Origin of the sequence: Methylobacterium currus (assembly GCF_003058325.1) — a bacterium.
Classification (GTDB): Bacteria; Pseudomonadota; Alphaproteobacteria; order Rhizobiales; family Beijerinckiaceae; genus Methylobacterium; species Methylobacterium currus.
The window spans coordinates 2,925,280-2,938,207 of sequence record NZ_CP028843.1; the positions used below are offsets into that span (position 1 = coordinate 2,925,280).

Sequence of the window (12,928 nt, forward strand, 5' to 3'; positions counted from 1 at the left end):
GGGTCGCTGGCGGCAGTGCCGCGCGACCGAGACGCCCCGTGCCGTTGACGCGGCGGGTTGCGCCCGGTTAACCGCCCTTAACCGGGAGGGTGCATCATGAGCGACGCGGGCGTGACGGCGGAGAGCGCGGTTCTGTGCGAGCGGCGGGGCGCGGCCGGGCTCATCACCCTGAACCGGCCCAAGGCCCTCAACGCCCTCACCCTCGAGATGGTGCGCGCCATGCGCCGCGCCCTCGATGCCTGGGCGGCGGACCCCGCGGTGACCCGGGTGGTGGTGCAGGGCGCCGGCGAGCGCGCCTTCTGCGCCGGCGGCGACATCCGCCGCATCCACGAGGAGGGGAGCGCCGGGAAGTATGCCGAGGCCCAGAGCTTCTTCCGCGAGGAATACGAGCTCGACGCGCTGATCCAGCGCTACCCGAAGCCCTACATCGCGCTGATCGACGGCATCGTCATGGGCGGCGGCGTCGGCGTGTCGCTGCACGGCTCGCACCGGGTCGCGGCGGAGCGCACGGCTTTCGCGATGCCCGAGACCGGCATCGGTTTCTTCCCGGATGTCGGCGCCACCTATGCCCTGCCGCGGCTGCCGGGCTTCGTCGGCACCTATCTGGCGCTCACCGGCGAGCGGATCGGCCAGGGCGACGTCCTCGCCTTCGGCCTCGCCACCCATGCTGCCCCCGCCGCGCAATTCGAGGCGATCCGCGACGCGCTCAGCGAGGGGCAGCCGATCGATCAGGCGATCGGCGCGCATGAGATCCCGGCCCCCGGCCCGCTCCACGCCGAGCGGGCGCTGATCGAATCCTGCTTCTCGGCCGACAGCGTCGCGGAGGTGCTGGCGCGCCTCGACGGCGCCGGGTCGGCGTTCGCGCAGAAAACCGCCGCGACGATCCGCACCCGCTCGCCCACGAGCCTCACCCTGGCGCTGGCGCAGATGCGCCGCGGCGCCTCCCTGTCCTTCCCGGAGGCGATGCGGCTCGAATACCGCATCCTGTGCCGGATCCTGCGCGGGCACGACTTCTACGAGGGCGTGCGCTCCGTGCTGATCGACCGGGACGGAAAGCCGGACTGGCAGCCCGCCACCCTGGAGGCCGTGAGGCCCGGCGACATCGAGGCCCACTTCGAGCCGATGCCCGGCGAGCCGAGCTTCACCTGACCATGCGCTCGCTCAGCAAGGTCCGGGGCGGCCCCCGGCGCGCCGGCCCCGAGGAGGCGTCCGACCGCATCGAGCGCCGGGCCCCGCGGCCCGAGACGCGCTGGGACGTGGTGCTGGTCTGGCTGATGCGGGTCGTGGCGGTGGTCTGGATGGTCAAGGGCCTTAGCGCCTGGGCCGAGATCCTGGGCGCCCGCCCCAACGCCGCGCCGTTCGAGACCGCGCCGATCGGCCGGCAGGCGGTGATCGTCTATTTCGGCGTCATCAACCTGCTGGCGGCGGTGGGCCTGTGGCTCGCCACCGCCTGGGGCGGGGTGGTCTGGCTTCTCGCCGCCACCTCGGCGATCGTGCTCGCCCTGCTCACCCCGCAGCTCCTGCCGATGTCGCTCCCGAGCCTCGCCTTCGACGGCATGATCATCCTGGTCTACTTCACGGTCTCTTGGCTGGCCTCGCGCGAACTACGCTGATTCTCAACCTTTCTCGAAAGTGAATGATTGGGTTCATCTTCGGTTTACCGACAGAGGTAAATCGAGAATTTATCCTGTCGTTTAAACTCACATTCACGGGGTCCGCCTAATTTGAACCCATAAGCGGAGCGGGAGACACCGCCGAGCATCCCCGTACAGAGTGAGGCGTTCCGATGAAGACCCAGGCGACGAAGGTGGCGCAGACGATCTCCGCTCCCGAGACCGAGACCGCCGTGCGCCCCCACTACCTCGAGGCGCTCCACCTGGTCGAGCGGCTGCACCGCCGGCTCCTCGACGTGATCAAGGACGAGTTCGAGCGCCGCGGCCGCGAGGACGTCAACAGCGTCCAGGCTCTGCTCCTCTACAATATCGGCGACAAGGAGCTGACCGCGAGCGAGCTGCGCACCCGCGGCTACTATCTCGGCTCGAACGTCTCGTACAACGTCAAGAAGCTGGTCGAGACCGGCTACCTGCATCACGCCCGCTCGAAGACCGACCGCCGCTCGGTCCGCATCAGCCTCACCGAGAAGGGCCGCGAGGTGCACGAGATCGTCCGCGGGCTCTACGACAAGCACGCCAAGACCATCCAGCCGATCGGCGGCATCTCCGAGGACGATTTCGGCCGCCTCAACCAGGCGCTCGCCCGGCTCGAGCGCTTCTGGACCGACCAGATCCGCTACCGCCTTTGAGAGGTTGGGCGATCGATCGGTCTGGTCGTTCTCGTGCACAGGGTCACGTCCCTCCACGTCATCCCGAGGCTCGCCGAAGGGCGAGAGCCCGGGATGACGTGGGGGATTTTCAGCCGATCCGCCACATCGGATCGCCTCCGAGCCACGCTGCCAGCTCGGTCTCCGCACCCCAGCCGCGCGGGGCGGCGTCGTGCCGCACTCACGCAAAGTACTGAGACAGCGAAACTCAAGGATCGACTTCTTCGTACGTAGACGAACATCGATGCGTCAAGATGTCATGCGTATCCAAATGCGGCGCATCGGGTTGCCATTGAAGTCGTATCTCCAATATAATTTTGGAAATACGTAGGTAATCCAATGGGCGGCCCATGGCAGTCGATCGATCGAAGAAAGTGGCCTTGATCACGGGGGTGAAGGGGAAGGACGGTGCCTATCTGTCGGAGATCCTGCTGCAGAAGGGCTACGTGGTGCACGGGATCAAGCGCCGTTCGTCCTCGTTCAATACCGGGCGGATCGAGCACCTGTACCAGGGCGTGGAGGAGCAGGGGCGCTGCGCCCGGACCGGGCGCGTCCTCGTCGAGATGGACCCGCGCTACTTCCGGCCGACCGAGGTCGACCTGCTGATCGGCGATCCGACCAAGGCCCGCGAGAAGCTCGGCTGGGTCCACGAGACCCAGTGGCAGGAGCTGTGCGCCGAGATGGTGCGCCACGACCTGGAGACCGTCGCCCTGGAGCAGCGCCGCCATGGCAAGTGACCCCAAGCCGAGCGACACCAGGCCAAGCGACGCCGGGCCAAGCGACGCCAGGCCAAGCGACGCAGCCACGCCCAATCACACTGTCATGCCGAGAGAGGCCGCCATGCGAAGTGAGATCGTCTATCCCCTCGCCGGCAAGCGCGTCTGGGTCGCGGGCCACCGCGGCATGGTCGGCAGCGCGGTGGTGCGCCGCCTCGCCGGGGAGGGCTGCGAGATCCTCACCGTCGACCGCAATGCCGTCGACCTGACGCGCCAGGCCGACACCGAGGCCTGGATGGCGCGGGCGCGCCCCGACGCGATCGTGCTCGCGGCCGCGAAGGTCGGCGGGATCCTCGCCAACAACAGCTATCCGGTCGACTTCCTGTACAACAACCTGATGATCGCCTCGAACGTGATCGAGGCCGCCCGCCGCAACGGGGTCGAGAAGCTGCTCCACCTCGGATCGAGCTGCATCTACCCGAAATTCGCCCCCCAGCCGATCACCGAGGACGCGCTGCTGACCGGCACGCTCGAACCGACGAACGAGTGGTACGCGGTCGCCAAGATCGCCGGGGTCAAGCTCACGCAGGCCTATCGCCGCCAGCACGGCTGCGACTTCATCTCGGCGATGCCGACCAACCTCTACGGGCCGGAGGACAATTTCGACCTGGCGAGCAGCCACGTCCTGCCCGCCCTGATGCGCAAGGCGCACGAGGCCAAGCTGCGGGGCGACGACGAGCTGGTGATCTGGGGGACCGGCTCGCCGCGGCGCGAGTTCCTGCACGTCGACGATTGCGCCGACGCGCTGGTGTTCCTGCTCAAGACCTATTCCGGCGACACCCATGTCAATGTCGGGTCGGGCACCGACATCCCGATCTACGATTTGGCGCAGATCGTCGCCGAGGTCGTCGGCTTCCGCGGACGGATCGCGACCGATCCGAGCAAGCCGGACGGGACGCCCCGCAAGCTGATGAGCGCCGAGCGGCTCCGGGCGATGGGATGGGAGCCGCGCATCCCGCTCGATGACGGGATCCGCGCGGTCTACGACTGGTTCCTGGCGAACTGGACGGACGCGCACGCGTAGCCGCCCTCCCGCGGTGCCCGGCCCGATCGCATCGGGCCGGGCAGTCCGGCGCTCCGGTCAGGAAGGCCGGAATTACCGTTCCTGCAGGGCCAGCCGGATGCCGAGCCCCAGATAGATCGCACCGATCACCCGGCCCTGCCAGCGGCCGATGCGGCGGTGACGTACGAGCCAATCGGCGACGCGTGCGGCGGCGAGCGCGATCATGACCGTGTAGACGGCACTCATGGCCACGAAGACGAGCCCGAGCACCAAGAGCTGAGCCGCCACGGAACTCTGCTCGGGACGGACGAATTGCGGCAGGAAGGCGAGGAAGAAGAGCGCCGTCTTGGGGTTCAGCACCTCGGCCAGCACCGCCTGCCGGAAGGCGAGGCGGGCATCGACCAGCTGCGCGGAGCCGAGACGCAGGTCTCCGCCGCGCTCCGCCAGCGCGCGGAGGCCGAGGTAGATCAGGTAGGCGGCGCCGGCATATTTCACGAGGCTGAAGGCCAGGGCCGAGGTCATCAGCACGGCGGACAGGCTGATCGTCGCCGTCGCGGTGTGCAGGAGGTCGCCCGCCGCGATCCCAAGGCCGGTCGCGATGCCGACGCGCCGGCCGCCGACGGAGGCGCGGGCCAGCACGAGCAGCACGGCCGGACCGGGAATGAGGAAGAGGCCGATCACCACGGCGGTGTAGGTCGGGAGCGTGTCGAGATCGGGCATCGCTGGCCCTCGTCAGCATCGATGACTCGTCAGACCCGGCAGCGATCTCCGGACGGCCCGCTTCATACGGGCGAGCCGACCGCGAGCCGATCCGGGATGTCGCTCGCGACGCTCCCGATCACCATCGCCGCACGCGCGGGCGGATCGTGAGCGGCGTCAATTCAGGAGCGCCCGGCTGCGGTTCTCCCGGGCCCGCACGGTCGTCATCGGCAGGCGGAAGACGCGGCGCTGGTGCTGGTCCTCGACCCGGAAGGCGCTGCGCCTCCAGTCGCAGGCGACCTCGCCATCGTCGAGCAGGGCGGCCGCGAGCTTCGCCGCCACTTCCAGGGCATCGGCCGCGCTCCGCAGCTCGACCCCCTCGGGGTCCATGATCAGGCGGCCACCCGATTGGAAATGGAAGTAGTAGACGGTCATCACGGGCTCGGCGGCGATTCGACGGAATCTATGCCACAGAAAACGTCGCCCGGCGATCCTCTTGACGGTAAGCCCGTGAAAACTGCGCCTCTTGGGCAGCGCGGGGCCGTCTCAGTGACGTTATACCTTGAAATAATTCCTTTAACCGCAAGCGAAGACTTTGCGGCATGACCGAATGGGCTTTCGCTTTCGCCCAATAAGAAAGCCGCCCGAAGGCGGCTCTCTAAAATGTCGCCGAAGTGTTGCTAGAGGTCAGGCCCGCAGGCGGGTCCGCACCTCGCCGAGGCTGCGGCGGACCAGGTCCTGGGCGGCGTCGCCGCTCACCTTCTCCCGCAGGATGGTCTCGGAGACCCGCACCGCGGCTTCCGCCGCGGCGGCCCGCACCTCGGCGGCGGCCTGGGCCTCGGCCTGGGCGATCTTGGTCTCCGCCGCCTTGGTACGGCGGGCGACGAACTCGTTCAGGCGGGCATGGCCCTCGGCGGCGGCGGCCTCGGCCTCCGCACGGGCATTGGCGACGATCTCGGCGGCCTCGCGCTCGGCCTCCGCGCGGCGGCGCTTGTAATCCGCCAGGACGGCCTCGGCCTCCTCGCGCAGGCGCCGTGCCTCCTCGAGTTCCTTGCGCACACGGGCGCCGCGCTTGTCGAGCCCGCCGATGATCTGGTCGAACAGGCCCATCTTCCAGGCGATGCCGCAGAACACCACGAAGGCGACCGCGACCCAGAATTCCGCATCGAACAGCATGTCGTGATCTCCTGCGGCTCAGTGCACGGTCTGGGCGGCGGTGCGGTCGTAGGCCGCCTCGACGGCGGCGCGGTCCGGCGCGTGGCCGGTCAGGCGCTCGACGATGGCGGTCGCGGCATCGGCGGCCACCTCGCGCACGCTGCTCATCGCGGTCGCGGTGCGGGTGCGGATCTGGGTCTCGGCCTCGGCGAGCTTGGTCGCCAGGTCGGCCTCGAGGGACTTGCGGCGCGTCTCGGCCTCGGCGGCGAGCTGCTCGCGGGTGGTCTGGGCGATGCCCTTGGCCTTGCCCTGGGCGTCCTTGAGCGCGCGCTCGTAGGTGTCGCGGGCGCTGTCGGCCTCGGCCTTGGCGCGGGCGGCCTGGTCGAGGTCGCCGGCGAGCCGGGCCTGCCGGTCATGCAGGATGCCGGCGATCTGCGGCAGGGCGACTTTCGACATCAGGTAGTAGAGCAGGCCGAAGGCGAGCGCGAGCCAGAGGATCTGCGCCATGAAGGTGCTGCTCTCGAACGGCGGAAAGCCGCCGCCATGCTCGGAGGCCGGCTCGTGAATCAGCCCCTCCTGGGTGGGGGCGGGTGCATGTGGCTGCGCCATGGTATCGTCCGGGTGTGGGGGAGACGAAGCGCTCCCGCCGAGCGCTCGGCCGGGCCGGCCGTCGCGCCGCCACGCCTCAGCAGGGGCGGCGGCTGCACGAAGTGGTGTCGGGTGCCCCCGTGTCTCTCACACAACTCCCGGTCACGACCATCGCTCGGTGCGACGGCGTCGGTGCAGCGGGAGTTGTGCGAGTGCACTTAACGCACGCGCACCGGAGCCTCGTGTGAAGGCCCGGTGCGCGGGTGGACCACCTCTCTCGGTAATCCTCGCCGAAATCAGACGGCGAACAGCAGCAGCAGCGCGACGAGCAGCGAGAAGATGCCCAGCGCCTCGGTCAGCGCGAAGCCGAGGAGCAGGTTGGGGCGCTGGCTGTCGGCCGCGGAGGGGTTGCGCAGGGCGCCGGCGAAGAACTGGCCGAACAGGTTGCCGAGGCCCACGGCGGCGCCCGCCATGCCGAGGCAGGCGAGGCCGGCGCCGATGTACTTCGCAGCAACGGGATCCATCGTGATGCTCCTAAGGTCGTCTAGTCGTCTGGCGGGTGGTATCCGGCCGCGACACGGCGAACCGGGGTGGGAAGCTCTGTTTTGCTGATCGCAGGCGGGGGCGGAGCCTCGGGTGAGGCCCCGGCCCTCAGTGGCCCGGATGCAGGGCGTCGCTGAGGTAGATCGAGGTCAGCGTCGCGAAGACGTAGGCCTGCAGCACCGCGACCAGCACCTCGAGGGCCGTGACGGCGACCGAGAGGGCGAGGGGCAGGGGAGAGAGGATGCCCCAGACGCCGGCGGCGAGGAGGGCCGGGACGAAGCCCGCGAAGATCTTCAGCGCGATGTGGCCCGCCAGCATGTTGGCGAAGAGACGGACCGAGAGGCTGATCGGCCGGGAGATGAACGACACGACCTCGATCACCACGATCAGCGGCTTGAGCCAGCCGGGCACCCCGGGGGGCACGAACAGGCCGAGGAAGTGGGTGCCGTGGGCCATGAAGCCGTAGATCACCACGGTGAGGATCACGATCAGCGCCAGCATGAAGGTGACGATGATGTGGCTGGTCACCGCGAAGGCGTAGGGGATCATCCCGAACAGGTTCAGCATCAGCACGAACATGAACAGGGAGAAGACCAGCGGCACGAAGCGCTCGCTGCCGTGGCCGGCCGACTGGTGCACCGTCTGGCCGATGAACTCGTAGAACACCTCGGCCAGGGACTGCGCCCGGCCCGGCACCACCGCGCGGCTCTTCGTGGCCCAGATCGTCAGGAGCGCGATGAGCCCCACGGCCAGGAACATGTACAGCGCCGACTGGGTGAAGGCGATGTTCTGGTGGCCGATATGCCCGAACGAAACCAGCGGCTTCAGCTCGAACTGGTGGATCGGATCCATCTTGACGGCCATGCCGGTCCCGCCCCCTCGTGTATCGCTGCCGCGGGTTTCTCCCGCCGCGCTGCCAATCCGTGCAGGCGGATGCACGGCATCCACCGGATGATCAAGACCCTGGCGGGCCTTTCTTCGTGTCCGCGGCCGGAAAAAATCCGGAAACGCGCATCACGTTGTAGATTCCGGCCGCGAAGCCCAGGACGAGCAGGACGATCAGACCCCAAGGCTTGGTGCCCAGGAGATGATCGCAGCCCCAGCCGAGTAGGCCGCCCGCCAGGACGCCGGCCACGAACTCCGTGGACAGCCGCATGGCGATGCCGAGGGACGAAGGCTGGCCGCTGTCTTGACGCGCAGAAGGATCGGGAGCTGCCGCGGGGCGCTTCCGGTCGATCTGCATCTCGAGACGCTTGAGCCTCGCGGAGAGGTCGTCGTCGGGTGAGGAGCCCTCACCGGTGCCGTCCTTCCCCCGCGGGTCGTTGCCGTTCATGGCGAAAACCTCGCGCGTGAAGGATGAGGAGATCCGGTCCGGCTACCCCCGTCGAGCGGGCGCACCATAGTTTCGCCCACCTTGGGTGTCAAGGCGCCGTGAACAGGCGTTAAGTCATTGGACTTTCGACCGATTCCGCACCGCACGCGGGGCCGCCGTCAAACCGTCTCGACCAGCCGTTCCGCGGTCGCGAGGTCGACCGAGACCAGCTGCGACACGCCCCGCTCGGCCATGGTCACGCCGAACAGCCGGTCCATCCGCGCCATGGTGATCGGATTGTGGGTGATGACGAGGAAGCGGGTGTCGGTGTCGCGCGCCATGGCGGCGAGAAGGTCGCAGTAGCGCTCGACATTGGCGTCGTCGAGGGGCGCATCGACCTCGTCGAGGACGCAGACCGGCGACGGGTTCGTCAGGAACACCGCGAAGATCAGGGCGGTCGCCGTCAGGGCCTGCTCGCCGCCTGAGAGCAGCGTCATGGTCTGGGGCTTCTTGCCCGGCGGCCGGGCCAGGATGTCGAGGCCGGCCTCGAGCGGGTCGTCGGAATCGACGAGGGTCAGCTCGGCGGTGCCGCCGCCGAACAGGGTCGTGAACAGCCGCTCGAAATGCCCGTTCACCGCCGTGAAGGCGGCGAGCAGGCGCTCGCGCCCCTCTCGGTTGAGGCTCTGGATCGCGCCGCGCAGGCGCCGGATCGCCTCGATCAGCTCGTCGCGCTCGCGCCCCAGCTCGTCGCGCCGCCCTTCCGTGTCGCGCAGCTCCTCCTCGGCCCGCAGGTTCACGGCGCCGAGCCGGTCCCGGTCGGCCCTCAAGCTGGCCGCCTTCGCCTCGACGGCGCTCATCTCCGGCAGGGGATCGCCGGGCTCCGCCCCGGCAAGGCCGTAGAGCCCTTCGGGCGTGGTCTCCAGGCTGTCGGCGATGGTGCGGACCACCTCGGCGAGGCGCCTCGTCAGGGCCTCGTGCGCGGCCGCCGCCGCCGCCCGGGTCTCGCGGGCGGTCGCGAAGGCGTCGAGGGCCTTCCGCGCCCGCGCCTCGGCCTCGGCCAGGGCCGCCTCTCCGGCAGCCAGGCGCTCGCCGGCCTGCGCGCGGGCAGCACGCGCGGCCTCCGTCGCGGCAGCGAGGCGGCGGTTGTCCTCGGCGAAGGTTTCGGGCGCCTCGGCGAGGTCCGCCTGCTCCTCCTCGGCGGCAGCGAGGCGGTCCTCGAGCTCGGCCAGCACGCTGTCCGCCCGCTCGGCCCGCTCCTGCCAGCGTGCCCGATCGGCGGCGAGGGCCGCGCGGCGCGCGGCGGCCTCCTCGGCGGCCCGGGCCAGCGACAGGCGGGCCGCCCGGGCCTCGGCGGCGGCGAGCCGGCGCGCCTCGGCCTCCCGGCGGGCCCCGTCGAGGCGGGCGGCGAGGTCTTCGGGCTCGTCGAGGGCGGCCAGCGCCTCCTCGGCCGCCTCGACCCGTGCGGCCGCCTCCTCGGCCTCGGTTGCGAGGCGCGCCTCGGCCTCGGACAGCGCGACCCGGCGGGCGGCGGCCTCGGCCTCCCGGCGCTCGGCGTGGCTCAGGATCTCCCGGGCGCCGTCGAGGTTGCGGCGGGCGAGGCGGGCGCCCTCGAGGGCGCGGATCTCCGCGGCCGCCGCGCTTTCCGCCTGGGCCTGGAGGGCGTCGTGGGTCTCCCGCGCGGCCTCCGCCTGCTCCCGGGCCTCGGCCGCGGCCTCGACCAGCGCCTCGAGCCGGTTGCGCTCGGAAAGGCGCCGCGCCGCCGGGCGCGGCGCCTCCGCGGCGGCGGTGAGACCGTCCCAGCGATGGAGGTCGCCGCGCATCGTGACGAGGCGCTGGCCCGGGTGGAGGCGCTCGCGCAGGCGGGCGGCATCCGCCGGTTCCACCAATCCGACCTGGCGCAGGCGGCGGGCGAGGGCCGGCGGGCCGGCGACCCGCTCGGCGAGCGGGCGGGCGCCGGCCGGCAGGGCCGGATCGGTGCCGGGATCGGGAAGGAGCGTCCAGTGGGTCGGGGCCTGCGGGTCGAGGCCGGCCTCCAGGTCGTCGCCGAGGGCCGCCGCCAGGGCCGCCTCGTAGCCCGGCTCCACGGTGAGCGCGTCGAGGACCGGCGGAAAGCGCGATTCGGCTGCCGGCGCCACCAGGCGGGCGAGGGTGCGGGCCTCGGTGTCGAGCCGCGCCGCCTCGCGTTCCACTGCCGCCAGGACCGGCCGGCCCCGCGCTTCGGCCTCCCGCGCCTCCGCCACGGCGTCGCGGGCGGCGGCCGCCGCTTCCTCGGCCTCCTCGACGGTCTCCTTCGCCTCGTCGTAGGCCTCGCGCAGGGCGGCGAGCCGCTCGCCTCCGGCATCGCCGGCCGCGGCGGCCTCGCGGGCGAGGCGGGCCTGCTCCCCCGCGAGCCGCGTCGCCCGGGCGCGCTCGTCGGATGCCGCGCGGATCAGGGCGCCGCGCCTCGCCGCGTGCTCGGCCTGGGCGCCCTGCGCCGCGGCGAGCGCCGCCTCGGCGCGGGCGAGTCTCGTCTCCGCCGCCGCCTCCCGCGCCGCGGCCTCCTCCCGCGCGGCCTCGCCGTCGTCGGCCTCGTCCAGGGCCGCCGCCTCGCCGTCCAGGCGCTCCAGGGTCGTGCGGGCATCGTCCCGGGAGGCGGCCTCGCGGGCGAGGTCGCGGCGCAGGTCGACGATGCGCCGGCCGAGGTCGCGCAGGCGCTCGGCGCTGCGGCGCTCCTGCGCCTCGAGCTGCGCCGCCGCCAGCATCAGGCGCTGCAGCTCGGCCGACGCGGCGCCCTCCGCCTCGCGCAGGCGGGGCAGGGCGGCGGCGGCGATCCCTTGCGCGGTGGCCGAGTCCACCTGGTCGGCTTGCGCGCGTGCCAGCCGGTCGAGGGCCAGGGCCAGCGCCGCGTCCGCCGCCTGGGCCTCGCGGCGGGCATGCGTGTGGGCGATCAGGAGCAGCAGCGCCTCGTGCCGGCGGATCTCGGCGGCGATCGCCCGGTAACGCTGGGCCGAGCGGGCCTGGCGGCGCAGGGATTCGACGCCGGCGGTGATCGCCGTCAGCACGTCCTCGACGCGCGATAGATTCTCCTCCGCCGCCCGCAGGCGCAGCTCCGCCTCGTGGCGGCGGGCATGCAGGCCGCCGATGCCGGCGGCGTCCTCCAGGATGCGCCGCCGCGCCTGAGGCTTGGCCGCGATCAGCTCCGCCACCTGGCCCTGGCGCACCATGGCGGGGGACCGCGCCCCGGTCGCCGCATCGGCGAACATCAGCTGCACGTCGCGCGCCCGGACCTCGCGGCCATTGACCCGGTAGGTCGAGCCGGCACCCCGGTCGATGCGGCGCGAGACCTCCAGCAGGTCGGCGGCGTTGAAGGCGGCGGGCGCGGTGCGGGCGCCGTTGTCGAGGGTGAGCGTGACCTCGGCGTGGCTGCGGCCGGACCGCCCGCCGGAGCCGGAGAAGATCACGTCGTCCATGCCCGACGCCCGCATGCTCTTGTGCGAGCTCTCCCCCATCACCCATCGCAGGGCCTCGACGAGGTTCGACTTGCCGCAGCCGTTCGGCCCGATCACCCCGGTCAGCCCGGGCTCGATCAGGAACTCGCTCGGCTCGACGAAGGTCTTGAAGCCGACGATGCGCAGGCGCGTGAATTTCATGAGGGGCGCTGCCCGGGATCGCCTGAAGAGCGGATCCCGGGCTCGATCCTGCCGCGTTCGTCCAGCGAGAGCCGGTTACGCCCCGACGATCGGCTTGATCACCTTGTCCATGCCGTCGATCGTCATCTCGCCCTGGTACTTCTGGCCGTTGATGAAGAAGGTCGGCGTGGCGTTGACCTTGAAGGTCGTCATCGCCTTCTCCTTCACGGCGTTGACCGCGTCGTAGAGCTTCTGGTCCTTCAGGGTCGCCTCGAACTTCTCCTTCGAGAAGCCGGCTTGGCGCATCATCTGCTCGAGGGCGTCGAGGGGCTTCGGCACGAAGGCCCAGTTCGGCTGCTGGTCGAACAGCATGTCGGTGATCGGGTAGTAGCGCGCCGCGTCGTCGGACCGCGCCAGCATGAAGGCCGCGGTGGCGAGCGGGTCGAGGGGGAACTCGCGTAAGGTGAAGCGGACCTTGCCGGTGTCGATCCAGCGCTCCTTGAGCGCCGGCCAGGTCGTCTTGTGGAAGGCGGCGCAGTGCGAGCAGGTCATCGAGGCGTACTCGATGATGGTGCAGCGGGCATTGTCCGGCCCGAGCCAGACATCGCCGAGGGGGCCGGGCTGCATCAGGCCGTCGACCACCGGCCCTTGCGCCAGGGCGGCCCGAGTCAGGGCGGAGAACGGCAGGACCGGCGCGAGCAGCGCCGCGCCGAGGGCCGAGCCGGTGAGTGTCAGGGCCTCGCGACGGGTGAGCATGGCAGGCGTCCTCGTGGAGGGTGCGGGAGGGTCCGCGGTGGTGAGTGCGGTAGAATCCCGGCCGCCTCGTGGCAAGCAGCCGGCGCATCAACAGCCCGCGACGCTTCATCCTTGGTGCCGCCGCCTGCGCGACGGCGTCCGGCGCATCGGCGCCCGGTCGGGCTTGCC

The 12,928-nt window shown here is 71.2% G+C and carries 14 protein-coding genes; 5 read left to right on the forward strand and 9 right to left on the reverse strand.

The features are described from left to right. Window positions 1-96: 96 nt before the first annotated feature. The 5 genes from DA075_RS13660 (at window position 97) to fcl (ending at window position 4,120) form a co-directional block, all read left to right on the forward strand. Window positions 97-1,149 (forward strand): enoyl-CoA hydratase/isomerase family protein, encoded by a 1,053-nt coding sequence (locus tag DA075_RS13660; RefSeq protein WP_099953707.1) that lies wholly within the window; start codon window positions 97-99, stop codon window positions 1,147-1,149. Window positions 1,150-1,151: 2 nt separating this feature from the next. Beyond that, complete coding sequence (locus tag DA075_RS13665; RefSeq protein ID WP_099953708.1) at window positions 1,152-1,613, forward strand: DUF6163 family protein; 462 nt, start codon at window positions 1,152-1,154, stop codon at window positions 1,611-1,613. Window positions 1,614-1,786: 173 nt separating this feature from the next. Further along, window positions 1,787-2,302, forward strand: a complete 516-nt coding sequence (gene ldtR, locus DA075_RS13670; protein ID WP_099953709.1) for a transcriptional regulator LdtR — start codon at window positions 1,787-1,789, stop codon at window positions 2,300-2,302. A 368-nt stretch (window positions 2,303-2,670) separates the two neighbouring features. Further along, window positions 2,671-3,057 carry a GDP-mannose 4,6-dehydratase gene (locus tag DA075_RS38530; RefSeq protein WP_099953710.1) on the forward strand — a complete coding sequence of 129 codons (387 nt, stop codon included), beginning with the start codon at window positions 2,671-2,673 and terminating at the stop codon, window positions 3,055-3,057. Between the two features lie 103 nt (window positions 3,058-3,160). Further along, window positions 3,161-4,120 carry a GDP-L-fucose synthase gene (fcl, locus tag DA075_RS13680; RefSeq protein WP_099953711.1) on the forward strand — a complete coding sequence of 320 codons (960 nt, stop codon included), beginning with the start codon at window positions 3,161-3,163 and terminating at the stop codon, window positions 4,118-4,120. Window positions 4,121-4,192: 72 nt separating this feature from the next. On the opposite strand, the gene DA075_RS13685 is transcribed toward fcl, so the two are convergent. The 9 genes from DA075_RS13685 to DA075_RS13725 all read right to left on the reverse strand — a co-directional run bounded on the left by DA075_RS13685 (window position 4,193) and on the right by DA075_RS13725 (window position 12,760). After that, window positions 4,193-4,819, reverse strand: a complete 627-nt coding sequence (locus tag DA075_RS13685) for a LysE family translocator (RefSeq protein ID WP_099953712.1) — start codon at window positions 4,817-4,819, stop codon at window positions 4,193-4,195. Window positions 4,820-4,975: 156 nt separating this feature from the next. Then, window positions 4,976-5,233, reverse strand: coding sequence for a DUF6894 family protein (locus tag DA075_RS13690; protein ID WP_099953713.1), 258 nt, complete (start codon window positions 5,231-5,233; stop codon window positions 4,976-4,978). 252 nt (window positions 5,234-5,485) lie between these two features. Next, on the reverse strand, window positions 5,486-5,971 hold the full coding sequence (locus DA075_RS13695; RefSeq protein ID WP_099956586.1) for a F0F1 ATP synthase subunit B family protein: 486 nt from the start codon (window positions 5,969-5,971) through the stop codon (window positions 5,486-5,488). A gap of 21 nt (window positions 5,972-5,992) precedes the next feature. Beyond that, window positions 5,993-6,562, reverse strand: coding sequence for a F0F1 ATP synthase subunit B family protein (locus DA075_RS13700; protein ID WP_099953714.1), 570 nt, complete (start codon window positions 6,560-6,562; stop codon window positions 5,993-5,995). A 275-nt stretch (window positions 6,563-6,837) separates the two neighbouring features. Then, window positions 6,838-7,065, reverse strand: coding sequence for a F0F1 ATP synthase subunit C (locus DA075_RS13705; RefSeq protein WP_093570110.1), 228 nt, complete (start codon window positions 7,063-7,065; stop codon window positions 6,838-6,840). Window positions 7,066-7,192: 127 nt separating this feature from the next. Then, on the reverse strand, window positions 7,193-7,948 hold the full coding sequence (locus tag DA075_RS13710) for a F0F1 ATP synthase subunit A (protein WP_099953715.1): 756 nt from the start codon (window positions 7,946-7,948) through the stop codon (window positions 7,193-7,195). A 91-nt stretch (window positions 7,949-8,039) separates the two neighbouring features. Next, complete coding sequence (locus DA075_RS13715) at window positions 8,040-8,417, reverse strand: AtpZ/AtpI family protein (protein ID WP_099953716.1); 378 nt, start codon at window positions 8,415-8,417, stop codon at window positions 8,040-8,042. A 158-nt stretch (window positions 8,418-8,575) separates the two neighbouring features. Beyond that, on the reverse strand, window positions 8,576-12,025 hold the full coding sequence (locus DA075_RS13720) for a chromosome segregation SMC family protein (protein ID WP_099953717.1): 3,450 nt from the start codon (window positions 12,023-12,025) through the stop codon (window positions 8,576-8,578). 75 nt (window positions 12,026-12,100) lie between these two features. Then, on the reverse strand, window positions 12,101-12,760 hold the full coding sequence (locus tag DA075_RS13725) for a DsbA family protein (protein WP_099953718.1): 660 nt from the start codon (window positions 12,758-12,760) through the stop codon (window positions 12,101-12,103). Between the last annotated feature and the right edge of the window lie 168 nt (window positions 12,761-12,928).

Bases quoted from the DNA above. Each gene is read 5' to 3' on its own strand.
- DA075_RS38530 (WP_099953710.1), top strand. From the start codon at position 2,671: ATGGCAGTCGATCGATCGAAGAAAGTGGCCTTGATCACGGGGGTGAAG.
- DA075_RS13700 (WP_099953714.1), bottom strand. From the start codon at position 6,562: ATGGCGCAGCCACATGCACCCGCCCCCACCCAGGAGGGGCTGATTCAC.
- DA075_RS13660 (WP_099953707.1), top strand. From the start codon at position 97: ATGAGCGACGCGGGCGTGACGGCGGAGAGCGCGGTTCTGTGCGAGCGG.
- DA075_RS13725 (WP_099953718.1), bottom strand. From the start codon at position 12,760: ATGCTCACCCGTCGCGAGGCCCTGACACTCACCGGCTCGGCCCTCGGC.
- DA075_RS13715 (WP_099953716.1), bottom strand. From the start codon at position 8,417: ATGAACGGCAACGACCCGCGGGGGAAGGACGGCACCGGTGAGGGCTCC.
- DA075_RS13720 (WP_099953717.1), bottom strand. From the start codon at position 12,025: ATGAAATTCACGCGCCTGCGCATCGTCGGCTTCAAGACCTTCGTCGAG.
- fcl (WP_099953711.1), top strand. From the start codon at position 3,161: ATGCGAAGTGAGATCGTCTATCCCCTCGCCGGCAAGCGCGTCTGGGTC.
- DA075_RS13690 (WP_099953713.1), bottom strand. From the start codon at position 5,233: ATGACCGTCTACTACTTCCATTTCCAATCGGGTGGCCGCCTGATCATG.
- DA075_RS13705 (WP_093570110.1), bottom strand. From the start codon at position 7,065: ATGGATCCCGTTGCTGCGAAGTACATCGGCGCCGGCCTCGCCTGCCTC.
- DA075_RS13685 (WP_099953712.1), bottom strand. From the start codon at position 4,819: ATGCCCGATCTCGACACGCTCCCGACCTACACCGCCGTGGTGATCGGC.
- ldtR (WP_099953709.1), top strand. From the start codon at position 1,787: ATGAAGACCCAGGCGACGAAGGTGGCGCAGACGATCTCCGCTCCCGAG.
- DA075_RS13665 (WP_099953708.1), top strand. From the start codon at position 1,152: ATGCGCTCGCTCAGCAAGGTCCGGGGCGGCCCCCGGCGCGCCGGCCCC.
- DA075_RS13710 (WP_099953715.1), bottom strand. From the start codon at position 7,948: ATGGCCGTCAAGATGGATCCGATCCACCAGTTCGAGCTGAAGCCGCTG.